Annotated in this window: 23 protein-coding genes and 1 tRNA gene; 12 read left to right on the plus strand and 12 right to left on the minus strand. The window is 75.2% G+C overall.

The genetic code is table 11. From position 1 onward, the window contains the following. Nucleotides 1–5: 5 nt before the first annotated feature. Entirely contained in the window at nucleotides 6–1,211 is a 1,206-nt protein-coding gene (locus ACI79A_RS11910) for a GAF domain-containing protein (RefSeq protein WP_457083333.1), read from the plus strand. Nucleotides 1,212–1,229: 18 nt separating this feature from the next. Here ACI79A_RS11910 and ACI79A_RS11915 read toward each other — a convergent pair whose 3' ends face one another. Then, nucleotides 1,230–1,970: a GntR family transcriptional regulator gene (locus ACI79A_RS11915; protein ID WP_457083335.1), complete on the minus strand. Its 741-nt coding sequence runs from the start codon at nucleotides 1,968–1,970 to the stop codon at nucleotides 1,230–1,232. A gap of 86 nt (nucleotides 1,971–2,056) precedes the next feature. Here ACI79A_RS11915 and ACI79A_RS11920 point away from each other — a divergent pair, with 86 nt between their 5' ends. Further along, complete coding sequence (locus ACI79A_RS11920) at nucleotides 2,057–3,085, plus strand: ATP-dependent 6-phosphofructokinase (protein ID WP_457083337.1); 1,029 nt, start codon at nucleotides 2,057–2,059, stop codon at nucleotides 3,083–3,085. Nucleotides 3,086–3,089: 4 nt separating this feature from the next. On the opposite strand, the gene ACI79A_RS11925 is transcribed toward ACI79A_RS11920, so the two are convergent. The 4 genes from ACI79A_RS11925 to ACI79A_RS11940 form a co-directional block, all read right to left on the minus strand. Continuing rightward, nucleotides 3,090–3,995 (minus strand): hypothetical protein, encoded by a 906-nt coding sequence (locus ACI79A_RS11925; protein ID WP_457083339.1) that lies wholly within the window; start codon nucleotides 3,993–3,995, stop codon nucleotides 3,090–3,092. A gap of 167 nt (nucleotides 3,996–4,162) precedes the next feature. After that, nucleotides 4,163–5,113 carry a hypothetical protein gene (locus tag ACI79A_RS11930; RefSeq protein WP_457083341.1) on the minus strand — a complete coding sequence of 317 codons (951 nt, stop codon included), beginning with the start codon at nucleotides 5,111–5,113 and terminating at the stop codon, nucleotides 4,163–4,165. Nucleotides 5,114–5,133: 20 nt separating this feature from the next. Next, on the minus strand, nucleotides 5,134–6,366 hold the full coding sequence (locus ACI79A_RS11935) for a metallophosphoesterase (RefSeq protein ID WP_457083343.1): 1,233 nt from the start codon (nucleotides 6,364–6,366) through the stop codon (nucleotides 5,134–5,136). Nucleotides 6,367–6,454: 88 nt separating this feature from the next. Beyond that, a complete protein-coding gene (locus tag ACI79A_RS11940) occupies nucleotides 6,455–8,047 on the minus strand; it encodes a CYTH and CHAD domain-containing protein (RefSeq protein ID WP_457083345.1) in 1,593 nt (530 codons plus the stop codon). A 128-nt stretch (nucleotides 8,048–8,175) separates the two neighbouring features. Between ACI79A_RS11940 and ACI79A_RS11945 the strand changes: the two genes are divergently transcribed. After that, complete coding sequence (locus tag ACI79A_RS11945) at nucleotides 8,176–9,150, plus strand: endonuclease/exonuclease/phosphatase family protein (protein WP_457083347.1); 975 nt, start codon at nucleotides 8,176–8,178, stop codon at nucleotides 9,148–9,150. 189 nt (nucleotides 9,151–9,339) lie between these two features. Here ACI79A_RS11945 and ACI79A_RS11950 read toward each other — a convergent pair whose 3' ends face one another. The 3 genes from ACI79A_RS11950 to ACI79A_RS11960 are packed head-to-tail and all read right to left on the minus strand — an operon-like array spanning nucleotide 9,340 to nucleotide 11,264. Continuing rightward, on the minus strand, nucleotides 9,340–9,555 hold the full coding sequence (locus tag ACI79A_RS11950) for an RNA-binding S4 domain-containing protein (RefSeq protein ID WP_457083349.1): 216 nt from the start codon (nucleotides 9,553–9,555) through the stop codon (nucleotides 9,340–9,342). Nucleotides 9,556–9,588: 33 nt separating this feature from the next. Next, nucleotides 9,589–10,347, minus strand: coding sequence for an MOSC domain-containing protein (locus tag ACI79A_RS11955; RefSeq protein ID WP_457083351.1), 759 nt, complete (start codon nucleotides 10,345–10,347; stop codon nucleotides 9,589–9,591). Further along, nucleotides 10,308–11,264: an aldose epimerase family protein gene (locus ACI79A_RS11960; RefSeq protein WP_457083353.1), complete on the minus strand. Its 957-nt coding sequence runs from the start codon at nucleotides 11,262–11,264 to the stop codon at nucleotides 10,308–10,310. The genes ACI79A_RS11955 and ACI79A_RS11960 overlap by 40 nt, the downstream gene beginning before the upstream one ends. A 152-nt stretch (nucleotides 11,265–11,416) precedes the next feature. Between ACI79A_RS11960 and ACI79A_RS11965 the strand changes: the two genes are divergently transcribed. Then, nucleotides 11,417–11,953 (plus strand): DUF1707 SHOCT-like domain-containing protein, encoded by a 537-nt coding sequence (locus tag ACI79A_RS11965; protein WP_457083355.1) that lies wholly within the window; start codon nucleotides 11,417–11,419, stop codon nucleotides 11,951–11,953. Between the two features lie 83 nt (nucleotides 11,954–12,036). Further along, nucleotides 12,037–12,414 carry a nuclear transport factor 2 family protein gene (locus tag ACI79A_RS11970; RefSeq protein ID WP_457083357.1) on the plus strand — a complete coding sequence of 126 codons (378 nt, stop codon included), beginning with the start codon at nucleotides 12,037–12,039 and terminating at the stop codon, nucleotides 12,412–12,414. Nucleotides 12,415–12,750: 336 nt separating this feature from the next. Here the strand turns inward: ACI79A_RS11970 and ACI79A_RS11975 are convergent, their stop codons facing one another. The 4 genes from ACI79A_RS11975 to ACI79A_RS11990 all read right to left on the minus strand — a co-directional run bounded on the left by ACI79A_RS11975 (nucleotide 12,751) and on the right by ACI79A_RS11990 (nucleotide 15,426). After that, complete coding sequence (locus ACI79A_RS11975) at nucleotides 12,751–13,614, minus strand: F510_1955 family glycosylhydrolase (protein ID WP_457083359.1); 864 nt, start codon at nucleotides 13,612–13,614, stop codon at nucleotides 12,751–12,753. Between the two features lie 83 nt (nucleotides 13,615–13,697). Then, nucleotides 13,698–14,342 (minus strand): DUF305 domain-containing protein, encoded by a 645-nt coding sequence (locus ACI79A_RS11980; RefSeq protein WP_457083361.1) that lies wholly within the window; start codon nucleotides 14,340–14,342, stop codon nucleotides 13,698–13,700. A 103-nt stretch (nucleotides 14,343–14,445) separates the two neighbouring features. Continuing rightward, nucleotides 14,446–14,937, minus strand: a complete 492-nt coding sequence (locus tag ACI79A_RS11985) for a hypothetical protein (RefSeq protein ID WP_457083363.1) — start codon at nucleotides 14,935–14,937, stop codon at nucleotides 14,446–14,448. Between the two features lie 403 nt (nucleotides 14,938–15,340). Continuing rightward, nucleotides 15,341–15,426 (minus strand) — tRNA-Leu (locus tag ACI79A_RS11990). Between the two features lie 252 nt (nucleotides 15,427–15,678). On the opposite strand from ACI79A_RS11990, the gene ACI79A_RS11995 reads away from it, so the two are divergent. The 7 genes from ACI79A_RS11995 to pknB all read left to right on the plus strand — a co-directional run bounded on the left by ACI79A_RS11995 (nucleotide 15,679) and on the right by pknB (nucleotide 24,971). Next, nucleotides 15,679–16,458 (plus strand): FhaA domain-containing protein, encoded by a 780-nt coding sequence (locus tag ACI79A_RS11995; RefSeq protein WP_457083365.1) that lies wholly within the window; start codon nucleotides 15,679–15,681, stop codon nucleotides 16,456–16,458. A 21-nt stretch (nucleotides 16,459–16,479) separates the two neighbouring features. Beyond that, nucleotides 16,480–16,938, plus strand: coding sequence for an FHA domain-containing protein FhaB/FipA (locus tag ACI79A_RS12000; protein WP_457083367.1), 459 nt, complete (start codon nucleotides 16,480–16,482; stop codon nucleotides 16,936–16,938). Further along, nucleotides 16,935–18,386: a protein phosphatase 2C domain-containing protein gene (locus ACI79A_RS12005; RefSeq protein ID WP_457083369.1), complete on the plus strand. Its 1,452-nt coding sequence runs from the start codon at nucleotides 16,935–16,937 to the stop codon at nucleotides 18,384–18,386. The genes ACI79A_RS12000 and ACI79A_RS12005 overlap by 4 nt, the downstream gene beginning before the upstream one ends. Next, on the plus strand, nucleotides 18,386–19,804 hold the full coding sequence (locus ACI79A_RS12010; protein WP_457083371.1) for an FtsW/RodA/SpoVE family cell cycle protein: 1,419 nt from the start codon (nucleotides 18,386–18,388) through the stop codon (nucleotides 19,802–19,804). The genes ACI79A_RS12005 and ACI79A_RS12010 overlap by 1 nt, the downstream gene beginning before the upstream one ends. A 61-nt stretch (nucleotides 19,805–19,865) precedes the next feature. Next, nucleotides 19,866–21,311 (plus strand): peptidoglycan D,D-transpeptidase FtsI family protein, encoded by a 1,446-nt coding sequence (locus ACI79A_RS12015; RefSeq protein WP_457083373.1) that lies wholly within the window; start codon nucleotides 19,866–19,868, stop codon nucleotides 21,309–21,311. Next, nucleotides 21,311–23,059, plus strand: a complete 1,749-nt coding sequence (locus ACI79A_RS12020) for a protein kinase domain-containing protein (RefSeq protein WP_457083375.1) — start codon at nucleotides 21,311–21,313, stop codon at nucleotides 23,057–23,059. Before ACI79A_RS12015 ends, ACI79A_RS12020 begins: the two co-directional genes overlap by 1 nt. Before the next feature lie 124 nt (nucleotides 23,060–23,183). After that, on the plus strand, nucleotides 23,184–24,971 hold the full coding sequence (pknB, locus tag ACI79A_RS12025) for a Stk1 family PASTA domain-containing Ser/Thr kinase (protein WP_457083377.1): 1,788 nt from the start codon (nucleotides 23,184–23,186) through the stop codon (nucleotides 24,969–24,971). Nucleotides 24,972–24,976 lie beyond the last annotated feature (5 nt).

The raw sequence follows: 24,976 nt of genomic DNA on the forward strand, positions 1-24,976 counted from the left end.
AAGGGGTGAGCCCTCGGCCGGTGCGCACCGGCCGGCCCAACGGCACGGAGAGGGAGGCGGTTCCCACGGAGCAGGCCACCCCCTCCGACGACGTCTACGAGCTGCCCACCTGGGCTCCGCTGCCGGCGCAGCCCGATGCCGAGTTCGACCGGCTCGCCGCCGAGGTGGCCCGCCGCCTGTCGGTCCCGCGGGCGCTGATGGTGCTGGTGTCCAAGGGCGGCCAGGTCTTCCCCGGCGTCTTCGGCACGCACGAGCCGTGGACGACGCGCCGCTCCTCCCCGCTGACCCTCTCGATCAGCCAGCTCGTGGTGCGCAGCGGGCGCCCGTTGATCACCTCCGACGCCGCCGCCGACCCGGCGCTGCGCGACTCCGCGGTCGTGCAGGAAGGCGCCGTCGTCGCGTACGCCGGCCTGCCGCTGTGGAACGGCCAGGGCCGGCCCATCGGGGTGCTGGCGGTCATCGACGACGTCCCGCGGCACTGGTCCGACGACGACCTCGCCGTGCTGTACCAGCTGGCGGCCGAGGGCTCGCGGCGGCTGCAGTTCCGCGCACTGGAGCTCGCCGACCAGGAGGTCCGGGCCGCGGCCGCCCGGGAGGCGAGCGCCGCCCGACAGACCGCGGAGGCCGCCCAGGCCGCCTACGTCGAGGCCGAGGTGGAGGCCGACCGGACCCGCCTGGTGTCCCGGTTCGGCACCGGGTTGCTGGCGGTCGACACCATGCCCGACGTGCTGCGCGCACTCGACCGGCTGGTCCGCTCCCCCCTGGGCGCCTCCGCCGCGCTGGTCGGGGTGGCCGAGTCCGGCGGCGACGAGCTGCGGCTGTGGGCCACCCCCTCGGGGTCGGTGTCCTACGCCCGGCCGACGGCGGTGGTCGGCCTGTGGACACCGCACCCGCTGGCCGAGGCGGTCCGCGGGCGCCGGGTGGTGCCCGTGCCCCCGGCCGACGCCGCCGACCCGGTCGCGCTGGACGGGCCGGCCGGCCGGCCGGAGAGCGCGCTGGCGGTACCGGTGCTGCTCACCCAGCACGAGGCGGCCGGCGGGCTGCTGGTCACCTGGGGGCACCGGCGCGCGCTGGACGCCCCGCTGCGCACCGCCCTGACGGACCTGGCCCGACACCTGGGACACGCACTGGACCGGGTGCTGCTGCGCGAGCAGCGGCTGCGGCTGGAGTCCGCCCGGCCCGGGCCGGACCGCGCCGGCGTCATCGGCTGACGCGCCGGCCGGGAGCGGTCAGCGCCCGCCGACGGAGACCTCGAACTCCACCTGGCTGACGTCGGGGCGCAGCCGGGAGAAGGAGTGCACCAACGGGTGGCCGGAGCTGTCGTGCACCGTGGTGCGCACGACCAGCAGGGGGGAGCCGGCCACGATCTGCAGCCGGTCGGCCTCGTCCGCGGCCGCGGTGCCGACGTCGACCACGATCCGCGCGTGGGCCAGGTCCGCGGTGTACTCGCGACGCAGGAACTCGTACAGCGAGCCGTGGCCGAAGTCCTCGGTGGCCGCCTTCGGGTACCGGGCGGCGGGCAGGAAGCTGCGCACCACGTGGTTGGGCAGCCCGTCGACGCTGCGCAGCCGGACCAGCTCGACGACGTCCGCGGCCACCGGCAGGTCGAGCTCGGTGGCGATCGCCGGGGCGGCGGGCACGATCTGCTGGCCGAGCACGGCGGTGCCCACCTGGGCGCCCTGCTCGGTCATCACCTGCTGGAACCCGGCGATCCGGTGGACGAAGCTCTCCCGGTACTCGTGCCGGATGCCCGGGCGGCTGACGTAGGTGCCGCGGCCCTGCTCACGGACCAGGTGGCCGTCGGCGACCAGGCCGTCGACGGCCCGGCGCAGCGTGATCCGGCTGACCCCGTACTCGGCGCACAGCACCGGTTCGGGCGGGAGCATGGTGTGCTCGGGGAGAGCGAGCGCCCGGCGCCGCAGCGCTTCCCGGACGGCGAGGTACTTGGGCCCCGCTTCGGTGCTCGCCACGCCCAGAAGGTACTGCACCGAGAGACGTCTATACGTCATGACGTACCGTTCGAGGAGCCCACCACCCCTCGTCCGGAGGAGAGCTCGTGCGCATCGGAGTCCTGACCGGCGGGGGCGACTGCCCCGGCCTCAACGCCGTCCTGCGGGCCGTGGTGCGCACCTCGGCGAAGGAGTACGGGAGCGACGTCGTCGGCTTTCGGAACGGGTGGCGCGGGCTGCTCGAGGACGACGCCCTGCCGATGGACCTGCCCATGGTCAACAACATGCTGACCCGCGGCGGCACGGTGCTCGGCTCGGCCCGGGTGGCGCCGCAGAAGCTGCGCGACGGCCTGGGCCGCATGCGCGAGGTGCTCAAGGACCACGGGGTCGACGTGCTGGTCCCCATCGGCGGCGAGGGCACCTTGACGGCCGCTGCCTGGCTGTCCTCCGAGGGCGTGCCGGTGGTGGGCGTCCCGAAGACGATCGACAACGACATCGACGGCACCGACCTGACCTTCGGCTTCGACACCGCGGTGAGCATCGCCACCGAGATGATCGACCGGCTGCACACCACCGCGGAGTCGCACCAGCGGGTGCTGCTGGTGGAGGTGATGGGCCGGCACGCCGGCTGGATCGCGCTCAACTCCGGCATGGCCGCCGGCGCCCACCTGGTCATCACCCCCGAGGTGCCCTTCGACATCGATGAGGTCTGCCGGATGGTGACCGCGCGCTTCGACCGCGGCCACCGGCACGTGATCGGCGTGATCAGCGAGGGCGCGACGCCGGCACCCGGCACCATGCCGATGCGCGAGGGCGGCGTCGACGAGTTCGGTCACAAGCGGTTCACCGGCGTCGCCCAGCAGCTGGGCGACGAGCTGGAGCGGCGCACCGGCAAGGAGGTGCGGACCACCGTTCTGGGCCACGTGCAGCGCGGCGGCACCCCCACCTCCTTCGACCGGGTGCTGGCCACCCGGTTCGGGCTGCACGCCACCATCGCCGCCCACGAGGGGCACACCGGGCAGATGGTCGCCCTGCAGGGCACCGAGATCGGGCTGGTCCCGCTCGCCGATGCCGTCGCGCGGCTGAAGACCGTCCCGGCGTCCCGGCTGGCCGAGCTGCGCGCGTTCACCGGTTGAGCGGTCACCACCGCCAGCTGTAGCCGATCACGCAGTCGCCGTCGGGCACGACCTCGAACGAGGTCTGGCCGCCGACGAGCCGCACGGGCACCGCGTCCACCGGTTCGGCCGCGGCGACGTCGGGCCAGCGGCAGCACCACACCTCACGGGGCCGGGCTGCGGCGTCGAACCGCACGCTGACCGCCAGGTGCCGCACCCCGGGGGTCACCCCGCGCCGGAACTCCGGCGCCGGCGGCTCCGGGTAGGCGAAGAGGGTCTCGTACTCCAGGTGGGTGGCCTGCCCGGGCAGCAGCGGCTCGGCCAGCAGGATCTCCACCACGCACAGCGGGGTCCCGGCGACCCGCCAGGCGTCCACGGGCACCCCTCCGCCGCGCACCGCGACCGCGGCGTGCACGGTGTCGAACGCGTAGTGGTACCGGGAGGTCTCCTCCACCGCCTCCACCAGCTGCCGGGTGACGTGCCGGCGGGGCGCCCGGTCGGCGCCGACCTCGTGGTGCTCGGCGACCTGGAGCGTGCGGACGGTGCGCCGCGGCACGGGGCGGGAGCGCACCGGCGCGCCGGCCACCACCAGCCGGTCGCCGGCCGGGCGGCCACGGCGCAGGGCCCGCAGCTCCTCCGCGTGCTCGTCGGCCATCCCGAAGGCGGCCACGAACAGCTCGAGGGTGCGGTCGGAGAGCCGGTCGCCGTTCAGCGCGCGCCCCACCCGGTTCTCCAGGCTCCGCGGCCGGAGATCCGCCGGCGCCTCACCGGTGTCGACCAGGTGCTCGGCGAGCACCGCCGCCACCGCGGCGCGCGGCAGCTCACCGCGCCGCACGTTGCTGTACCGCTGCCAGTGCCTGCGGTACCGCGGCTCGTCCAGCAGCTGCGCCAGCCGCTCCGCGGCCCAGCGCACCCCGAGCGTCTGCTCCATCGCACCCCCAGCACGGCCACGTCCCGGCCACACCGTCCAGGTATCAACCCGGAACTGGGGTCGCGCGACGCGGGGGGCCGCGCGACCCCAGGGCACCGGCCTTTCGCGACGCACCGGAGCGGGTCGGGCACCGCCCTGACCCTGCGGTGCCCGACTCCCCCGGCCCGTCAGCCGTGCAGCAGCGCGGCCCGCTCGTCGGCCAGCCGGCCCAGCCGGGCGGCGAGCTCGGTGGCGCGCCGGTCGAGCTCCGCGCCGACGCCGTCGACCACCTGCCGCAGCTCACCCACCCGGGCCAGCGACTCGTCGATCCGGTTGCCGACCTGCCAGTCGGTGAACACGTTGTCGAACCAGATGTCCACGAAGCGGGTGAGCTGGCCGAGCTCCAGGGCGGGGAGCTCGACCGCCGCGCCCGGCACGTCGACCAGCTCCCGGGCCAGCAGCCGCAGCTGCTGGTCGGCATCCGCCGCCGCCGCCGCGGCCTGGTCCAGCCGATCGTGCTTCACGGAGCTGGCCAGTGCCCCGCCGCCGAGGAAGGTGTCCCAGCCCGACCAGGAGCGTGCGGAGCCCAGCCGGTCCTCCACCCGGGCGAGCGCGTCCCGGGCGGCCGCGGCGGCGGCGAGGGCCTCCCCGACCTCGACCGACTCCGCCCCCAGTTGCCCGCGCTCGGCGGCGAGCTCCAGCAGCCGGCGCCCCACCGCCGTGCCCGAGGCCTGCAACCAGGCGTCCTTGGCCTCGGTCGCGGCGGCCAGCTCCGCGCCGGCGCCGGCGAGCGCCGCCTCCTCCGCCCGGGCCCGGGCCAGCTGCCGGTCCAGCCGGTCGCGCAACGCCACGGCCTCCTGCAGCCGCAGTCGGGCGGCGTCCGCCTCGGCCCGCTCCCGGTCCAGGTCCTGCGCCCGGCTGCCCCGCAGCGCGGCCAGCACCCGGGACAGCGAGACGCCCTCCAGGGCCCGGACGTCGTCCGCCTCGGCGCCCGCCTGCTCGGCCAGCTCCGCCAGCCGGACGTCGAGCTCGGCCGCCTCGGTCTCCAGCTGCTGGGCCTGGGCCCGGGCGTGCACCAGCCGGCGGCAACGGTCGGCCGCCGCACCCAGCCGGTCGTCGATCTCCGCGAGTCCGCTCACCCGAGCAGTGTGCCGTTCCGTCACCCGCCCGCCCCACCGGGCTGCAGCTCGATCACGGTGACCTCCGGCCGTGCGCCGACCCGCATCGGCGGGCCCCAGTACCCGGCGCCGGCGGTGACGTAGAGCTGCGTGTCGCCGTGGGTCGACCAGCCCTCCACCGCCGGCTGGTCCAGCAGGACGGCGTAGTCGAAGGGCCACAGCTGGCCGCCGTGGGTGTGCCCGGACAGCTGCAGGTCGACCCCGGCCGCCCGGGCATGCTCGACCTGCACCGGCTGGTGGGCCATCAGCACGACCGGGCGGGCGTCGTCCCGGCCGTCCAGCGCGGCGTCCAGGTCCGCGCCGTGGCCGGGCAGGCCGGAACCGGCCGCGGTGCGGTCGTCGATCCCGGCCAGGTCGACCGCCGCACCGCCGCGGCTCAGCTCGACCCGCTCGTTGCGCAGCACCTCCACGCCCAGGGTGGGCAGGTGCCGCAGCCAGGCGGCGGTGTCGACGAAGTACTCGTGGTTGCCGGTGACGAAGAAGACGCCCTGCTCGCTGACCAGGTCGGCCAGCGGGGCGACGTCCTCGCGCAACTCGTCGAGCTCGCCGTCGACCAGGTCGCCGACGATCGCGACGACGTCCGGCCGCTGGGCGTTGACCGTCTCGACCACCCGCTCGAACCGGCGTCCGCCGTAGGTCGAGGACAGGTGCCCGTCGGAGAACGTGACGATCCGCAGCCCGGCCAGCGCCGGGTCCAGCCGCGGGATCGTGATCGGCACCCGCCGGACGACGGGTGCGGAGTTCGCCAGCACCACCCCGGTGCCCGCGGTGCCCAGCGCGACCGCACCGGCCCCGACGGCCAGCGTGCGGGCCAGGAACAGCCGCCGGCTCACCGGGTCCGGCGCACCGGCCGGATCCGGGTCGTCGGCCACCACCGGCGTCCCGTCGGCCACCGGTGCGCCGGGGGCTGCCGGCTGGTCGGCGACCTCCTCCTGCGTCCTGTCGCGGCGGCGGCTGAGCAGCCTCGCGACCAGCCGGACCGGCTCGGTCGCCAGCACCGCCAGGAACGCGTAGAAGGCCACGCCCAGCCAGGTGTACCCGACCCAGTCCAGCGGGGTGGCGGCCGCCTGCGGCAGCGAGCGGCGCAGCAGCACCGCGGCGACCGGCAGCACCGCCAGCACGACGGTGAGCAGGGTCAGCCACCGCCGCGCCCGGCCCGGGCGGGTGGTCCCCCGCACCAGCCGGAGCCACAGGTAGCCGTGCAGCAACACCATGGCCAGCAGGACGACGGAGCCGAAGCCGAGGGCCGCGATCAGGGACAGGGCAGGGCTCCTCGCCGGAACCCGGCCGCGGCCGGGGTGATCACCGGGTTGCGCTCTTGAGCACCGGGCGCACCGCCGGCCAGCGCAGCCAGAACTCCTGCTCGGCGCGCTCGGCCCGGGCCTGCTCCAGGGCGTGCAGCCGGCCGTAGGTCCAGGCGTTCTCACCGGCCGCGAAGGCCTGCCGCCCCAGCTGCGTGCACAGCTCCCGGGTCACCACCGTGTCCTGCCGGTCGCCGAGCACCTCCTGCACGGCCTTGAGCGCGGTCACCAGCTCCTTCACCGGGGCACCCAGCACGGGCAGGGTCGCCTCGGCGGTGTAGCGCAGCCGCTTGCCCGCCTTGCGCACCTCGTGCAGCGCCTCGTCGTGGGCGTGCCCGGGCTCGGCGTCCTGGGCGGCCTCCACCGTGCGCCGCAACCGCTTGGCGGCCTTGGCCAGCACCCCGCGCAGCACCTCCCCGGCCGGCTCGTCCGCCACCGCGGTGAACGGCGGGTCGGCGAGCAGCGCGTCGAGGTCGTCGCGCAGCTGCAGGTAGCCGGCGCCGGACAGCGCCTTGCGGGCCTGCGCGTCGCCGTCGGCGACGTCCTTGGTCTCCGCCTGCTGCAGGCGGGCGGCGACGGGGCCGAGCACCAGCTCCTCCGGCTGTGCGGCGACCAGCTCACGGAGGTGGGCGAGAGCGACCTCGGCGTCCCGGCTGGGTGACAGCGCGCTGCCGACCTCGGCCAGCGCTGCCCGGACCGGGTCGGTGCGCTCGCGGTCGAGCACCGGGCGCACCGTGGCCAGCGTGCTCCGGAGCCGGCGGCAGGCCACCCGGACCTGGTGGACGGCGTCCGGCTGCGCGGTCCGCAGCATCAGGTCGGCGTCCTGCAGCGCCTGGACCTGGTCGCGCAGGGCGGCCAGCACCACCTCGCCGACCGGCGCGGCGGCAGCGGCGCGGCGGGCCTGCTTGCCCTTCTTCTTCCCCTTCGGCGCGGTCCGGCCGGCAGGCCGGACGTCCGGGCCCGCACCGTCGAGGGCGGCGATCCGGTCGGCCAGCACCCGGGACAGCTTCGCCGGGGACGTCGCGGGGCGGGCCCCGGCGGCGACCAGCGCCTCGCCGACCGCGGCGAGCACCGACTCGTCGCCCTCGACCAGCTCGACCTCGACCTCCCGCCAGGTGGTGACGACGGCGGCCGCGCCGGGCTCGGCCGGCAGGGCGGTGCCGGTGACGTGGTCGTCGGCGACCTCGGCGAGCACCCGGCCCTCGGCGTCCTGCAGCGCGGTGACCACCCGGCGGGTGCGCAGCTCCGCGACCTGGCCGACCGGGGCGCGGCGGACGACGCCCAGCACGAGCTCGAGCACCGCCTTGGGCGGGGTCTTCGTCGCGCGGCCGAGCGGCGAGTGCAGCTCGCGGCGCGCGCCGGCCACCGCGGGCAGCTTGACGTGCCAGCCGGCGTCGGTGCCACCGGTGCGCCGGCGCAGCGTCACCCGGGAGCGGGCCAGCCGCAGGTCGGCGGTGTCGTGGTAGGCGGCCTCGAGGTCGTGCTCGACCGGGTCGGCGACCCCGGCGACCCCGGGGACCACGCTCAGGTCGGGCAGGACGAACGTCTCATCGACGTCGAACTTGCGCTCGATCTCCAGGTGCTCGACAGCCACGCTCCGCCTCTCCGTCCAGGCAGCCGTCCTCGTCGCGGACGGCACCGTGAGCCCCCCGTCCTACCGCACGCGGGTGAACGGCGCACCCGGCGATGATCACCGCAGCCGGTGATGGGCACCATGGACGCGTGTCCCGCCGACCCCCGAACCGCCGCCGCTGGGCCCCCGCCGTGTTCGCCGCCCCGTGGGCCGCAGCGGCTGCGCTCCGGCTGACCGGCACCGAGCGGGGCTTCCCCCTCGTGCCCGCGCTGGCCTTCACGCCCTACGCCGCCGCCACCAGCGTGCTCCCGCTGGCCGCGGCGCTGACGGCCCGCTCCCGCGGTGCCGCCGTGGTGTCGGCCGTGTCGGCCGCGGCGCTGACGGGCGCGGTGCTCCGGGGGACGACCCCCACTGCCCCCACCGCGCGACCGGAGGGGCCGCGGTTGCGGGTGGTCTCGGCGAACATGCTGCACGGTCGGGCCGACCCGGCCGCCCTGGTGGCCCTCGCGGCCGATCAGGACGCCGACGTGCTGGCCCTGATGGAGGTCACGCCCGAGGCGGCGTCCGGCCTGCTCGCGGCCGGGGTGGCCGACCTGCTGCCCACAGGCCACGTGGTGCCTGCCGGGGAGGGCCAGCCTGCCGGCGCCGGCGGCGCGCTGTGGACCCGTCTGGACGTGCGGCAGCGCACGGTGGTGCCGGGCCGGTTCGGTCAGCCCGCGGCCCTGCTGACCGTGCCCGGCGCCCCCGACGTCGAGGTGACCGCGGTGCACACGCACCCGCCGACCAGCTCACCCGCGCAGGTCGCCCGCTGGGTCGAGGACCTGCAGCTGCTACCGGACCCGGAGCCGGGGGTGCTCCGGGTGCTGGCGGGTGACTTCAACGCGACGCCCGACCACGCCGCCTTCCGGCGGCTGCTGCGCCGCGGCTGGGTGGACGCCGCGGCGGCGACCGGCCAGGCCCGGCGGGCCACCTGGTGGCCGATGCGGGTGCCGCAGCCGCGGCTCACCCTCGACCACGTCCTCGTCGACCCGCGGATCGCGGTGGACGCGCTGCAGGTGGTGCACGTGCCCGGGACCGACCACCGGGCACTCGTCGCCGACCTGCGGCTCCCCGCGGCCGGCTGACCGGCACGGTCGGAGGTCGTTCCCCGGGCGGCGGGTCCGCACCACCGCCGCCCGGGCACTGCACCCCATGCCCGGGAAACGCCCGCCTGCACCTGAGCTGTGTGACATCTGGGTTAACTCACCGTGCTCCGCGCGCGGGACGACCCTCCGGAGGGGGCCGCGCACGCACGGGCCGCAACCGCAGCGGCGTCAGCCGATGCGGACGTCCTCCTGGCCGGCCACCGAGACGACGTCCCCGGCGTGCAGCTGCCGGCCCCGCCGGTCCTCGGGCTCGCCGTTGACCCGGACCTCCCCACTGGTCAGCACGTCCTTGACCTGGGCGCCGGAGGGTACGGCGTCGACCAGCTTCAGCAGCTGGCCCAGCCGGATGGACTCCTCGCCGGAGCGGAGCTCGATGGTGCGCACACCGCCGATCCTCCCCCGCGCCGTGTCGGCCGGTCAGGCCGGGCGGACCTCGTCGCCCACCACGACCGCGCCGGCTCGGGTCACCAGGGCACCGACGGCGAGCGCGCCACCCCGGTCCCGGTGCACCGAGCGCAGCACGGCGGTGTCCCGGGCGATGCCGCCGGCCTGCGGCCGGGTGACCATCACGCAGCGCGGGACCCGTGCGGCGACGGCCAGCACCGCGCCCCCGACCGCCACCGACGTGCCCACCCAGCCGTCCTCGCCGGCACCGTCCAGGACGACGTTGGCGCGGAACCGCCGCCGGTCCCAGCCGCCCAGGGTGCCGGTGGAGACCAGGGTGACCCGGGCGCCCGCGTTGTCGTGGAAGGCGCCGTCGGCACCGGCAAAGGGGTTCCAGCCGTCCTCCGCGCCCTCGGTGACCTCGGACGGGTTCTCGTAGGTCCGGGCGCCGGTGACCTCGGCGGCCGGGCGCAGCGCGACCGGGCGGCCCACCCACCGGGAGAGGACCGCGTCCTCCCGGGTGACGGTGCCGTCGGGCAGCACCACCTCCACGCCGCCGTCGGCGCGGGTGCGGCCGGCGGCGAAGAGCAGCTCGGGCACCCGGCGGGCGGTGAGCCCGAGGCCGGTGGCGACGTCGAACAGCGCCCAGCCGCGGTCGCCGGCGATCCCCTGCGGGCCGATCTCTGCCCGGGTCAGCCGCTCGCCGAGCAGCGACTTGACCGGGTAGCGCCACAGCTCGAGCACCCGGTCGGTCACGCAGGCGACCAGCGCAGCGTCCAGGTGCCCGACCACACCCCACCCGGGGCGAGCACGACCAGGTCGACACCGTCGGCCAGGGCGTTGGGCGGGCAGGTCATCGGCTCCACCGCCAGGCTCCGGCGGCGCTGGCCGGCCGGCAGAGTGTCGCCGGAGAACACCTGCAGCCAGGACCATGCCAGGTCGACGGCCAGCTCCAGCGCGCCGGCCGGTCCGCGCAGCGTCACCCGGGCCCAGCCGGCGTCGTCCCGGACCAGGTCGGTCACCGGGTCGTCGAGCTGCCGGTCGCCGATCCGGCCGACGTCGCCGTCGAACGGCCGCCGGGCGCCGGTGGGCAGCCCGCCGTCGACCTCCAGCGCGGTGTGCGCCGGCACCGCCAGCTCGGCGTCGGCCAGGCCACCCTCGGCGTCTGCCCTCTCCTGGGACGCCCCGACGTGCAGGTAGGGGTGCATGCCGACGCCCAGCGGTGCGTCGTCGTCCCCGGCGTTGCGCACCCGGACGACGACGGTGAGCTGATCGGCGGCCAGCCGGTAGTCGATCGCGACCGCGAGCCGGAACGGGTAGCCGGGGCGCGGCTCCAGCAGGGTGCCCACGGTCACCGTGTCGCCCGTCCGCCCGAGCACCGACCACGGCTGGGCGGTCACCAGCCCGTGCACCGCGTTGGGCGAGGAGCCGCTGACGACGTCGAGCTGCAGGTCGCGGCCGCGCCAGGACCACTGCCCGTTCCGCAGCCGGTTGGGCCACGGCACCAGCACGCCACCCCGCCGGCCGGCGGGGACGGTGCCGGCCCGGTAGCCGTCGAGCACCTCCCAGTCGCCGACGGCGAGGCGACGGGGCCCACCGCCGCGCAGGTCGACGACGAGCTCGGCCGCGCCGGCGGCGAGCGCGACCTCACGGGGCTCGGTGGCCGGCCAGGGCAGGGTCTCGGCGGGAGCGTCGGTGTGCTGGGTCATCCGGTCCTCCTCGTGGGCGGTCGCGCACAGCTCACCACAGCCGGCAGCCGACCGGCCGGGCTGTTCCACGTGGAACTGGTGACAGACGTCAGTGGCCGCCGGCGGCCCCCGGCCAGCAGACTGGAGCGGCAGCGACCCCTGAGGAGCGACCGATGCCCGAGCCCCACCTCCGTGCCGCCGACGCCGACCGGGCCGCGGTCGCCGAGATCCTGGGCCGGAACCTGTCCGCCGGGCGGCTGACCGTCGCGGAGTACGACGACCGCCTGGCCCGGGCCTGGGCCGCGAAGACCTACGGCGACCTGGCCCCGCTCACCGCCGACCTGCCCGACGAGTCCGGCGCCACCGAGGTGATCGCCCCCGGGGCAGGGCCGGCCGGCACCGGGGGTCCGGCGTCGGCGCACACCGGCGGCACCTTCCCCTGGTGCGGGAACGGGGGGCCGTTCGGGGGGCCGCACGCCTGGGCCGGCGGCTCCTCGGTGCGCGCCGCCTGGGGCAGTTGGGCGACCACCGCGCTGATCGTGCTGACCGTCTGGGCGATGAGCTCCTGGGGTTCGGGGGAGCTCCTCTACTTCTGGCCGGTCTGGGTGATCGGACCGTGGGGGCTGGTGCTCGCGTTCCAGACGATCGGCGCCGGGCACGGTCGCGGGTCCGGCGAGCACCACCGGCTCCCGCACGGCCACCGGGACTGACCCCGGCGTGTCCGGGTCAGCCGGCCCCGGCGCGGGTAGCGGGCGGGGACCGACCCCGGAACCGGAGGCCCCCCGTGCACACCATGACCGACCGTTTCGCCGACGCGCTGCACCGCCTGGACGCCGACCGGGACCCCGGCCCGCTCGTCGAGCTCGCCGGTGACAGCACCCAGCTGGTCAAGCTCGACGAGCACCACGAGACCCGGGGCCGGGAGGGCGCGCAGGCCTTCTGGACCGACTACCGCGACGTCTTCGGCGACATCGAGACGACGTTCACGCACACCGTGGTGGGCGAGTCGAGCGCGGCGCTGGAGTGGACCTCCACCGGCACGCTGCGCGACGGGAAGCCGTTCACCTACCGCGGGGTCACCGTGATCGAGGGGGACGAGGAGCAGCTGTCGGGCGTGCGCACCTACTACGACTCGGCGGCCTTCCTCCAGGGCCGCAGCGGCACCGCCTGACCCGGCGCCGGGCGCCCCGGTGACCGGGCGGTGGCCGGGGCGCCGTCGTCCGTGATCCGGATTCCGTCGTCCGGCCGGACGTGACCGGGCACGGCCGGCCGGCCCAGCTGGTGCCGGTCGACCCGGCTACCTCGACCAGCGTGGCCGGTTCCTGCAGGCGCAGTTCCCCCACGGGACCACGTTCGTCCTGCGGGCGCCCGGGGCGTTCACTCAGGAGCAGGTGCTCGGGTTCGCCGAGCAGGTGACGCACAACCCCTGAGCGATGACGCGCCCGGGGACGACGAAGGCCGCAGGACATGCGGCCGTTCTCGCCCGACCCGCTGACCAGCGCCGAGCTCAGGCCGGCAACAGCGTGGTGAACGTCGTGCCGCCGTCGGTGGACTGGAGCAAGCCGTGGTCGGTCACCACGAGGACGCGCGGGTCACCGTCGGCGGTGGTCGCCGCCACCGCCGACGGCGTCCCGTCCAGCTGCGCGCGGTGGGTCCAGGTGGCCGCGGCGTCGGTGCTGGTCCACACCGCCCCGTCCGGGGAGATGCCGACCGCGGCCGTGCCGTCGCCGGACCAGGTGACCACCTGCAGCAGCGGAGCGCCGTCCACCGGCGCCCACGTCGTGCCGGCGTCGGCCGAGCGCAGCAGCCCGGCGCCGGTGGTGGCCAGCACCTGCCCGTCCGGGGTGGCGGTGAGGGTGTGCGGCTCGGCCGGGATGACCAGCGTTTCCCAGGTGGTGCCGTCGCTGGTGCGGCGCAGCGTTCCGTCGTAGCCCAGCGCACCGCCGTTGGGGAGGGCGGCGAGGGCGTGGAAGTCCGACTCCCCGGCACGCGACAGCGGCGTCCAGGTCCTCCCGCCGTCGGTGCTCTCGATGAGCCCGACCGGGTTGGGCAGGTCGGTGTGCAGCCCGGGGTGACCCGAGGCCAGGTAGTGGTCGGGGCCGGCGACGGTGAACCCCATCAGGTCGATGACCGGGCCGACGGCTGCCGGTCGGCCGTCGTCGCCGAGGGTGATCAGCCCCTCGTGGGTGGCCACCAACAGCGCACCGTCACCGGGATCGACGGCGACGGCGTGCACGTGCGCGGCCGGCAGCGTGCCGAGGGTGTCGCCCGGCGCGGGCGCGGCGGAGTCATCAGTGGCTGCGCAGCCGGTGAGCAGGGTGAGCAGGACGCCGCCGGCGAGGGCGGCGCGAGCGATGCGGTTCGTGGGCATGGGGGAGCTCCAGGGTGGTGCGAGGGCGGACCGGGCCGGTGTGCGGCGGGGCGGGCCTGAACGACCGCCCCGCCGCGGCCGGGTCAGCCGCCGAGCTCGGTGAGCAGCCGCTGCATCTCGGCGATCTCGGCGTTCTGGCTGTCCCGGATGGACTGGGCCAGCGCGAGGGCTTCGGTGTCCCGGCCGTTCGCGGAGTGGTCGGACGCCATCTCCACCGCGCCCTGGTGGTGCACGATCATCTGCTCGAGGAACAGGCGGTCGAACTCCGGGCCGGTGGCGTCCATCAGGGCGTGCATGTCCTGCTCGGACATCATCCCGCCCTCACCGTGGTCCACGCCGCCCTCACCGTGGTCCATGCCGCCCGTGCCGTCGTCCATGTGACCGCCGTCGGCATCCCAGTCCTGCAGCCAACCGGTCAGCGTCTCGATCTCGGGATCCTGCGCGGCCCGGATGCGGGCGGCCAGGTCGAGCACGCGCGGGTCGGCGGCGCGCCCTTCGACCAGCTCGGCCATGGCGATCGCCTGCCGATGGTGGGGAACCATGCCCTGGGCGAAGGCCACGTCGGCGTCGTTGGACTCGGCCTGCTCGGCCGAGTAGCTGCTGTCGTTCATCATCGAGCCGTGCCCGCCGGCGGCGTCGGTGTCGTCGCCAGCGCAGCCGGCGAGGATGAGTGCGCCGGCGAGCAGGGCGGCCGTGAGGCCGGTCAGGCGTGCGGTGGTGCGGGTCATGGTGGATCTCTCCTGGAGCTGCCGAAGTGGGCCGGTGGACGTGCGCGTACACCGCCGCCGGGCCAGCACGGTCGCTGAGGGCGGGGCGGTGGAGGCGGTCGGCCTAGATCCGCAGCAGGCAGAGGGCGTGCAGGTCCGGCGGGCGCAGTGGTGCCAGGCCCGCGGAAGCGTGCATGCGCAGCCGCGCCCACGCCGCCGGTAGCAGCGTCAGCAGGCGGGGCAGCAGCAGGGCGAGCAGCACCGCCAGCCCGGCGGCGAGCACCGCCAGGCACAGCGCCCACAGGTGCCCGACCGCTCCGGCCGGCGCGCTGCCGTGGTCGGCGGCGAGCAGGCCGGCCACCGGGGTGGCGGCAACCATCGTGGCGGAGAGGTGGACACTGCCGTGCTCACCGTCGTGGACACTGCTGTGCGCCTGGGGGGCGAGGCTCACCGCGCCGGTGTGCAGGCCGCCCTCGAGCAGCCCGGTGGGGGCTGCGGCGACCGCGGCGGTGCCGTGACCGGCTGCGTGCTCGGTGCCGGCGGCGGTGCACTGCAGTCCGTGCATCGCGAAGACGGCGGCCAGCAGCAGCAGCGCCGTCCATCCTCGTGCCGCCATGCCCACCCCCTTTCTCGGCGAGGCTACGACGCCCGCAGTCGCCGGCCGCCGGGACAGGCTCATCAGCAGCGCACCGACCTCCATCGGCAGGACCAGAGCCTCGGTGGCGGCACCGCCACCGGCACTGTGCGGCGCGGCCTTCCGGCGGAGCGCGTCGGTGCCCGGGTGGGGGCCCGGATGGCGGCGACGCGGGCGGCGGTGCGGCGAGCGGTGTCCAGTCCAGCAGGCACGGACACACTGGTGCCGAGAGATCCGGCGCTGTCAGTCGCCCCGGAGGTCGGATGCCCGCCTGTGGATGCTGGCCGGTCTCCGCCGGCTGCGGACGGTGGCCGGTGTGGCCTGCCGTCCGCGGCGCGGGACTGGGTCCCGGCCTGATGGAGGGACTGGGGGATCCCCCAGTCCGTGGTGGGCAAGGGGGGAGTTGAACCCCCACGTCCTTTCGGACACACGGACCTGAACCGTGCGCGTCTGCCATTCCGCCACTTGCCCTGGCGAGGGAGAACACTAGCAGCCCGGCGGAGGCACCCGACGGCACCCCCTGGGAGACCGCTCGGTACCGGTTCTCCCGGCGCGGCGACCACCCCGCCGGCGGGACGCTGGTAGACAGGTGGCCTCCACTCCGGGCGGACGAGATCGTCCGGAGCGCCTGCGGCGTGCGACCGGTCCGGGAGGCTCCCCCCGGTTACGATCGACGCTCAGGGCAACGGGAGGTCGGCAGAGGGCGGAGGAGCGACTGTGGGCGTGCTGCAGCGCTTCGAGCGGCGGCTGGAGGGCATGGTCGGGCTGGCCTTCGCCCGGGTCTTCAAGGGCAAGGTGCACCCCGCCGAGATCGCCCACGCCCTGCAGCGCGAGGCCGACGAGCAGCGCTCCGTGATGGGTGGTGGCCGCGTCCTGGCCCCCAACGTCTTCACCGTGACCCTCGGGCCCTCCGACCACGACAACCTCGCCGAGTGGTCCGAGCAGCTGGCGGCCGAGCTGGCCGACATGGTCGCCGAGCACGTCGAGTCCGAGGGGTACCAGACCTTCGGTGACATCGAGGTGCACCTGGAGCGCGACGAGGCACTGCGCACCGGCGTCTTCGAGGTCTCCTCCCACGTGGGCGACCGCGGCGCCCCCCACCGCGCCGAGCCGGCACCGGGAGCTCCCCCCGGCCTGCCGCCGCTCCCCCCGCTGGCGGGTGTGCAGGGCGCTCCCGGCCCCGATGCGGGCGCCGTCGGCCTCGCGGGCCAGCGCACCTCCCACGTGCTCGTCGTCGACGGCCCGGGCACCAAGCACGTCCTCGAGCAGGGCAGCAACGTCCTCGGCCGGGGCACCGACGCCGACGTCCGGCTGCCCGACACCGGGGTGAGCCGCAAGCACGCCGACGTCCAGCTGGCCGGCAACCGGGTCGCCGTCGAGGACCTCGGCTCCACGAACGGCACGCTGGTCAACGGCCGCCGGGTCACCCGGCAGGAGCTCGCCGACGGCGACGTCATCCGCATCGGCCACTCCGTGCTGGTCTACCGGCAGGACGGCGCGTGACCGCGGTCCCGGGGGGGTCCGGTGCCCGCTGAGATCGTGCTGCAGGCCTTCCGCTTCGGGTTCCTGCTGCTGCTCTGGCTGTTCATCTTCGCCGCCTTCCGGGTGGTCCGCGCCGACCTGTTCGGTGGCCGCGCGGGCCGGGTCGCCTCGGTGCCCCCGCGCGCGCAGACCGGCCGCAAGCGCTCCCGCGGGCCCCGCCACCTGGTGGTCACCGCCGGCCCGCTGTCCGGCACCCGGATCACCCTCGGCGACCAGGCCATCCTCATCGGCCGCGCCGACGACTCCACCCTCGTGCTGACCGACGACTTCGCGTCCTCCCGGCACGCCCGGCTGACCAACCGCGGCGGCCAGTGGTACGTCGAGGACCTCGGGTCGACCAACGGCACCTACCTCGACCAGCAGCGGGTGCAGGGGCCGCTGCTGGTGTCCCCCGGCCAGCCGATCAGGATCGGGCAGACCGTGCTGGAGCTCCGCTCATGAGCCTCGTCCTGCGCTACGCCGCGCGTTCCGACCGCGGGCTGATCCGCGGCACCAACCAGGACTCGGTCTACGCCGGGCCCCGGTTGCTCGCCGTCGCCGACGGCATGGGCGGCCACGCCGCCGGTGACGTCGCCAGCAAGGTGGTGATCGCCGCGCTCGAGCACCTCGACGACGACACCCCTTCGGGCGACCTGCTGCAGGCCCTCCGGTCCGCGGTCTTCGACGGCAGCGAGCACCTGCGCGAGGTGATCCGGGAGTCCCCCCAGCTGGAGGGCATGGGCACCACGCTCACCGCGATCCTCTTCGCCGGCGCCCGGGTGGCGCTGTGCCACGTCGGCGACTCCCGCGCCTACCTGCTGCGCGACGGGCAGCTGCACCAGATCACCCACGACGACACGTTCGTGCAGTCGCTGATCGACGAAGGCCGGATCACCGAGGAGGAGGCGAACAGCCACCCGCAGCGCTCCCTGCTGCTGCGCGCCCTCAACGGCCAGGACGTCGAACCCGACCTCTCGATCCGCGACACCCGCGACGGCGACCGCTACCTGCTGTGCTCCGACGGCCTCTCCGGGGTGGTCAGCCAGGAGACCCTCGCCCAGGCGCTGACCGAGGCCGACCCGCAGGCGACGGCCGACCGGCTGATCGAGCTGGCGCTGCGCAGCGGCGGGCCGGACAACATCACCTGCATCGTCGCCGACGTCGTCGAGGACGACGGCCGTGGTGGGCTGATCGAGCCGGTCGTCGACGGCGCCGCCGGGGACAACGCCGGCCAGCGGGAGGTCGACCCGCGGTCGGCGGCCGGCCGGGCCGCCCTGGCGCACAACTCGCCGGGCCCGCCGGTGGCCGGCGCCACCGCCGGACCGTCCCCCGGCCGGGCCCGCCGCCCGCTGCGCACCGCGCTGATCGGCGGGACGGCGGTGGTGCTGCTGGTCGCCGCGGCGCTGGGGGGCTGGCTGTTCGTGATGAGCCACTGGTTCGTCGGCGTCGCCGCGGCCGACGACGGCGACGAGGTCGCCGTCTTCCGGGGCGTCGACGCCTCGATCGCCGGGCTCGACCTCTACCGGCTCGACCACACCACCGGCCTGGCCACCAGCGACCTGACCCAGGCCGCCCGCAACCGGGTGTCCGACGGGATCGCCGCGGACGACCTGGCCGACGCCGAGCGGATCCTCGCCAACCTGCGCGATCAACGCCTGCCCGTCTGCCGCACCATCCCGAGCACCGCCGCCGCCACCAGCTCCGCCCCCACCAGCTCGGCCCCCACCAGCTCCGCCCCCACCGCGACCCCCGCGCCCACCGTGCCTGCGCCCACCGAGCAGGCTCCCCCGGCCACCACCTCCCCCGCTGCCGACTCTCCCGCTGACACCCCCACGGCGAGCCCGACCGGCACGGCCGCGCGGCCCTCCAGCTCGGGCGAGCCGGGGGTGGACTGCCGGGAGGTCGACTGATGACCGGTCCCGGCACCGACCCGCGCGCCGTCGCCACCGGCGGCACACCCGTCCCCACCCGGCGGGGCACCGAGCTCGCACTGCTCGGCTTCGCGGTGCTCATCACCCTCGCCGCCCAGTGCATCGTCGACCTGACCGTCACCGGGTCCCTGAGCCCCGAGCTCGCCACCTTCGGCACCTGGTTCACCGCGCTGTGGGCGGTGGCGCACGTCGTCGTGCGCCGCTTCGCCCCCTACGCGGACCCGCTGCTGCTGCCCTGCGTCGCGGTGCTGGTGGGGCTCGGCCTGGTGATGATCCACCGGCTGGACATCGCCGGCGAGCAGGTCGGCGCCTCCGCCACCCGCGAGGACGCCCCGGTCCAGCTGCTGTGGGCGACCGTCGGGCTGGTGCTCTTCGTCGCCGTGCTGGTCGTCGTCCGCGACCACCGGGTGCTCGCCCGGTTCGCCTACACGCTGGCCCTGGTCGGTCTGGTGCTGCTGGCCATCCCCGGGGTGCTCCCGTCATCGATCTCGGAGGTCTACGGCGCGAAGCTGTGGATCCGGGTGGCCGGCTTCTCCATCCAGCCCGGCGAGTTCGCCAAGATCTGCCTGGTCGTCTTCTTCGCCGCCTACCTGGTCGACAAGCGCGACGTGCTGGCGCTGGCCAGCCGCAAGGTGGCCGGCCTCGAGCTCCCCCGCGGCCGGGACCTGGGCCCGGTGCTGCTCGCGTGGGCCGCCTCGATCCTGGTGCTGGTCTTCGAGCGCGACCTGGGCAGCTCGCTGCTGCTGTTCGGCATCTTCGTGGTGATGCTCTACGTCGCCACCGAGCGCGCCAGCTGGCTGGTCATCGGCCTGCTGCTGTTCGCCGGCGGAGCGTTCGTCGCCTACCAGCTGTTCGGCCACGTCCGGGTGCGCGTGGACACCTGGCTGAACCCCTTCGGGCACATCGACGAGGGCGGCTACCAGGTCGTGCAGTCGCTCTTCGGGCTCGGCACCGGCGGCATGTTCGGCGCCGGCCTCGGCGGCGGACGCCCCGACCAGGTACCGGTCGCCAAGAGCGACTTCATCGCCGCGGCGATCGGTGAGGAACTGGGCCTGTTCGGCCTGGTCGCCGTCATCGTGCTCTACCTGGTGTTCGTCGAGCGGGGCCTGCGCACGTCGCTGATCGTGCGCGACGGCTTCGGCAAGATGCTGTCCGCCGGGCTGGCCTTCGCCATCGCCTGGCAGGTGTTCGTGGTGCTCGGTGGCGTCACCGGCCTGCTGCCCCTGACCGGCATCACCACGCCGTTCCTCGCCTACGGCGGCTCCTCGCTGGTGGCCAACTTCGGCCTGGTCGCGCTGCTGGTGCGGATCAGCGACGCCGCCCGCCGCCCCGCCACCCCGCCGCCGGCCCCCCCGCAGAAGCTCACCGACGCCCCCACGGAGGTGGTCCGGCCATGACCGCGACCCACCACCGCACCGATCACCAGCAGCGTGACGCCCCCACCGAGGTCGTCCGCCCGTGAACGCACCCCTGCGCAAGGTGGCCATCAGTGTGCTGGTGCTGTTCACCCTGCTCATCGTCAACGTCAACGTCATCCAGGTGATCCGCGCCGACTCCCTGCGGGGGCACGAGCGCAACACCCGCACCCTGGTCGAGGAGTACGACCAGGAGCGCGGTTCGATCGTCGTCGCCGGCAACGAGGTCGCCACCTCCGTGCCCAGCGAGGGCAGCCGGCTCGGTTACCTGAGGCAGTACCCGCAGGGGCCGGCGTACGCCCCGGTCACCGGCTACTACTCGCTCATCTACGGCCGCACCGGCATCGAGGACGAGGCGAACGACGTCCTCGCCGGCACCGACGCGCGCCTGGCCTTCCGACGGCTCACTGACATCCTCACCGGCCGCGACCCGGCCGGCGGCAACGTGGAGCTCACCATCGATCCGGCCGTGCAGCAGGCGGCGATGGACGGGCTGGCCGGGCTCGACGGGCTGGCCGGCGCCGTCGTCGCCCTGGACCCCTCGACCGGCGCCGTCCTCGGCCTGGCCAGCACGCCCACCTACGACCCCAACCAGCTGTCCTCGCACGACCCGGCCGCGATCCGCGCGTACCGGGAGTCGCTCACCGACGACCAGCTCACCAACTTCGCGATCGAGGAGCGCTTCCCGGCGGGCTCGATCTTCAAGGTGATCGTCTCCGCCGCCGCCCTCGCCACCGGTGACTACACCCCGGAGACGGTCATCGCGGCCCCCCGGGACTACATCCTGCCCGGCACGAGCCAGCCGCTGCGGAACTTCGGCAACGAGGCCTGCAGCCCGAACGACGAGCAGACGCTGATCGACGCGCTCACCATCTCCTGCAACACCGCCTTCGCCCAGCTGGGCATCGACCTGGGTGAGGACGCCATCCGTGACGCGGCCGAGGCCTTCGGCATCGACGAGGAGGACTTCGACATCCCGCTCACGGTCGTCGGCAGCCAGATCGGCGACATCGAGAGCGACGCTGCCCTCGGGCAGACCTCGATCGGCCAGCGGGACGTGGCGCTCACCCCGATGCAGGCGGCGATGATCGCGGCCGCCGTCGCCAACGACGGCACGCTGATGAAGCCCTACCTGGTCGACTCGGTCACCGCGCCCGACCTCAGCGTCATCGACCAGACCTCGCCGGAGGAGATGTCCGAGGCGGTGTCGCCGGAGATCGCCGAGCAGCTCACCGAGATGATGACCAGCGTCGTGGACGACGGCACCGGTCGCCGGGCCCGGATCAGCGGCGTGCAGGTCGCCGGCAAGACCGGTACGGCGCAGGACGGCGAGCGACCCGAGCACAACTGGTTCATCGGCTTCGCCCCCGCCGACGACCCGCAGATCGCCGTCGCCGTCTTCGTCCGCAACAGCGGCGGTACCGGCGGCGACACCTCCGCGCCCATCGCCCGGCAGGTCATCGAGGCCCGGCTGGGGGCCGGCGGCTGATGGCCGTGCGCGTGGGCACCGTGCTGGCCGGCCGCTACGAGATCACCGCCCCGATCGCCACCGGCGGGATGGGCGAGGTGTGGCAGGCCAAGGACCTCACCCTGGGCCGCACGGTCGCGGTGAAGATCCTCAAGAGCGAGTACACCGGCGACTCGAACTTCCTCATCCGCTTCCGCAACGAGGCCCGGCACACCGCCGCCCTGTCCCACCCCAACATCGCCTCCGTCTACGACTACGGGGAGACGGTGGACCCGTCGGACGGGAGCGAGGGCGGGCAGCGCCTGGCGTACCTGGTCATGGAGTTCGTCGAGGGCAAGCCGCTGGTGACGATCCTGGCCGAGCGCGGCCGGCTGACCCCCCAGCAGACCCTCGACGTCCTCGGCCAGGCCGGCGAGGGGCTGTCGTCGGCGCACGCTGCCGGCATGGTGCACCGCGACATCAAGCCCGGGAACCTGCTGGTGCGACCCGACGGCGTGGTGAAGCTGACCGACTTCGGCATCGCCTACGCCCGGGACGCCGCACCGCTCACCCGCACCGGCATGGTCGTGGGCACCGCGCAGTACCTCTCCCCGGAGCAGGCCCAGGGGCACGTCGTCACCGCCGCCTCCGACGTCTACTCCCTGGGTGTGCTGGGCTACGAGTGCGTCGCCGGGGTGCGTCCCTTCGACGGGGAGTCCCAGGTCGCCATCGCGCTGGCCCAGATCAACCGGCCGCCCCCGCCGATGCCCGCCGACGTGCCACGGCCGGTGCGGGCACTGATCGAGCGCGCCCTGGCCAAGGACCCCGCCGCCCGCTTCCCCGACGGCGGCGCCTTCGCCGCCGTCGTCCGGCAGGTGGCCGCCGGCGGTGAGGTTTCCCCGAGCACCAGCACGACGACCGTCCTGGACCAGGACGGCATCTCCACCCGGATGATCCCGGCCACCGACCCGGGGGGCAGCCGCGGCCCGGCGACCGCCCCCCGGACGATGCCCCCGCTCGCCGCCGGCGCGGTCGACGAGGACGGGTGGTCCGGCAGCGGCTGGGACGCCGACGAGCCGGACCCCGCGGACCGGCGTCGCAGGCTGCTCATGGTCATCGGCGCGGTCGTCCTCGTGCTCGCCGTGGCCGGTGGGGCGTTCGCCCTGCTCACCAGCGGTGGCGGTGGCGAGACCACCGCGGGCCGCGACACCCCGTCCGTCACCGAGACCGCGCCGGCCAGCACCAACGCCACCGGCGGCATCGACTTCGACATCACCTACTACGTCGGGGACCCGGTCGAGGAGGTGACCGAGCGGCTGACCGCCCTCGACCTGGTGGTGCGCCGGGAAGACGCCACGGAGGCGCAGCTGGAGCAGGTCGGGCGCGAGCTGGGCGCCGGCACGGTCGTCACCGCCGACCCGCGCCGCGGGCCGCTGGACCGGGGTCAGGAGGTGGTGCTCTACGTCACAGCCGAGGACTACGACCCGGACGCGGAGGAGGAGACCGCGGCCCCCACTCCGTCCACGGGACCGAACCCGCCGTCCCCCACCCGTGGCCAGGGCGGCACCCGTACCGCGGCACCGCCGCCCCCGGGCCAGGACGACGACAGCCCGTCGACCGTCGTCACCACCATGACCGTGACGTCCGAGCCCACCGGTGGCACCGCCACGTCGACGACTGCGGCGACGTCCACCACCACGGAGACGGCGACATCTACGGCGACGACCACCGCGGCGGAGACGAGTGCGCCCGTGCAGGACGGCCTACGAGGCAACGAGGACACCCCGTGACCCTCGTGTCACGCACTGCTCGCGTCGCGCCGGTGCGCCCCCCGTCAGCGATTAGGCTCCGCGACGGCGTGGCGCAGACCCGATCGTCGGCGCCTGTCCACCGCACGCCCCGAGAGGAACCCCGATGACCAGCCCCCAGGTGCTCGGTGAGCGCTACGAGATCGGCGGGGTGCTCGGCCGCGGCGGCATGGCGGAGGTGCACCGCGGTCGTGACCTCCGGCTCGGCCGTGAGGTCGCCGTCAAGGTCCTGCGCCAGGACCTCGCCCGCGACCCCTCCTCCCAGGTCCGCTTCCGCCGTGAAGCGCAGGCCGCGGCCTCGCTGAACCACCCGGCGATCGTCGCCGTCTACGACACCGGTGAGGACCGCACCGCCACCGGTGCCACGCCCTACATCGTCATGGAGTACGTCGAGGGCGAGACGCTGCGCGACGTGGTCCGGCACGAGCGCCGGCTGTCGCCGGAGCGGGCGATGTCGCTGACCGCCGACATCTGCGCGGCGCTGGACTTCAGCCACCGGAACGGCATCGTGCACCGGGACGTCAAGCCCGGCAACGTCATGATCACGCCGCAGGGCACGGTCAAGGTGATGGACTTCGGCATCGCCCGGGCGGTGTCGGACTCGGCCGCGACCATGACCTCCACGGCCGCGGTCATCGGCACGGCGCAGTACCTCTCCCCCGAGCAGGCCCGCGGCGAGGGCGTCGACGCGCGCTCCGACGTCTACTCCGCCGGCTGCCTGCTCTACGAGCTGGTCACCGGGAGCCCGCCGTTCACCGGCGACTCCCCGGTGGCGGTCGCCTACCAGCACGTGCGCGAGGACCCGCGGACGCCGTCGTCGATCAACCCGGAGATCCCGCCGGAGCTCGACGCCATCCTGCTCAAGGCGATGAGCAAGAATCCGGCCAACCGGTACCAGTCCGCCGCCGAGATGCGGGCGGACCTGCTGCGCGCCGTCGCCGGCCAGCGCGTCGAGGCGACGCCGGTGATGAGCGACGCCGAGAAGACGACGATCATGAACGGCGCGGCCGTCGGCCCGCAGGGCTACGACGACCGGGACTGGGACGCCGAGAACGACGAGGCGGCCCGCAAGCGGAAGCGGAACCGGGTCATCGCCGCCGTCGTGGGGGCGCTGGTGCTCATCGCCGCCGTCGTCGGGGTCCTCATCGCGCTCAACGGCGACGACGAGCCGACCGAGCCGGTGGTCGAGATGGCCACCGTCCCGACGCTGGTCGACCTCACCCGCCAGGAGGCGCTGGCCGACATCGTGGCGGCCGACCTGACCGAGGGGACCATCACCACCGAACCGAGCACCGAGGAGCAGCGCGACCGGGTCCTGCGCTCCGACCCGGCCGCCGGCGAGGAGGTCGAGCCCGGCACCCCCGTCGCGCTGGTCATCGGCGCCGGCCCGGAGGCGGTGACCGTGCCCGAGGTGATCGGGCTGACCGAGTCCGGTGCGCGCAACAGTCTGACCACCGCCGGGTTCACCGGGATCGTCAACGCCAGCCAGGTGGACTCCCTCGAGCCGGCGGGCCGCGTGGTGTCCATCTCGCCGGGTGAGGGCACCCAGGCGCCTCCGGACCAGACGTTCACCCTCGGCATCTCCACCGGCAGCGTCGAGCTGCCCGACGTCTCCGGGCAGACCGAGCAGGCAGCCCGACAGGCTCTGCTCGACGCCGGGATCCCGGCCGGGAACATCACCGCGCAGAACGTGGAGCGCGGCGACGTCGCACCGGGCACCGTGGTCGGCACCGAGCCGGGCGCGCGGACCCAGGTCACCGCGAGCGACACGATCACCCTGCTGCTCGCCGTCCCCGAGCCGACCGACCCCGAACCCACCGCGACCCCCACCGAGACGGCGACCGAGACGCCGGCCGAGACGGCGACCGAGACGGCCCCGCCCCCGGGCGGCTGAGCAAC

It is taken from the genome of Modestobacter sp. SYSU DS0657, from assembly GCF_054050925.1.

Bases quoted from the DNA above. Each gene is read 5' to 3' on its own strand.
- ACI79A_RS11980 (WP_457083361.1), bottom strand. From the start codon at position 14,342: ATGACCCGCACCACCGCACGCCTGACCGGCCTCACGGCCGCCCTGCTC.
- ACI79A_RS12010 (WP_457083371.1), top strand. From the start codon at position 18,386: ATGACCGGTCCCGGCACCGACCCGCGCGCCGTCGCCACCGGCGGCACA.
- ACI79A_RS12005 (WP_457083369.1), top strand. From the start codon at position 16,935: ATGAGCCTCGTCCTGCGCTACGCCGCGCGTTCCGACCGCGGGCTGATC.
- ACI79A_RS11960 (WP_457083353.1), bottom strand. From the start codon at position 11,264: ATGACCCAGCACACCGACGCTCCCGCCGAGACCCTGCCCTGGCCGGCC.
- ACI79A_RS11925 (WP_457083339.1), bottom strand. From the start codon at position 3,995: ATGGAGCAGACGCTCGGGGTGCGCTGGGCCGCGGAGCGGCTGGCGCAG.
- ACI79A_RS11970 (WP_457083357.1), top strand. From the start codon at position 12,037: ATGACCGACCGTTTCGCCGACGCGCTGCACCGCCTGGACGCCGACCGG.
- ACI79A_RS11975 (WP_457083359.1), bottom strand. From the start codon at position 13,614: ATGCCCACGAACCGCATCGCTCGCGCCGCCCTCGCCGGCGGCGTCCTG.
- ACI79A_RS12020 (WP_457083375.1), top strand. From the start codon at position 21,311: ATGGCCGTGCGCGTGGGCACCGTGCTGGCCGGCCGCTACGAGATCACC.
- ACI79A_RS11965 (WP_457083355.1), top strand. From the start codon at position 11,417: ATGCCCGAGCCCCACCTCCGTGCCGCCGACGCCGACCGGGCCGCGGTC.
- pknB (WP_457083377.1), top strand. From the start codon at position 23,184: ATGACCAGCCCCCAGGTGCTCGGTGAGCGCTACGAGATCGGCGGGGTG.
- ACI79A_RS11985 (WP_457083363.1), bottom strand. From the start codon at position 14,937: ATGGCGGCACGAGGATGGACGGCGCTGCTGCTGCTGGCCGCCGTCTTC.
- ACI79A_RS11935 (WP_457083343.1), bottom strand. From the start codon at position 6,366: ATGGTGTTGCTGCACGGCTACCTGTGGCTCCGGCTGGTGCGGGGGACC.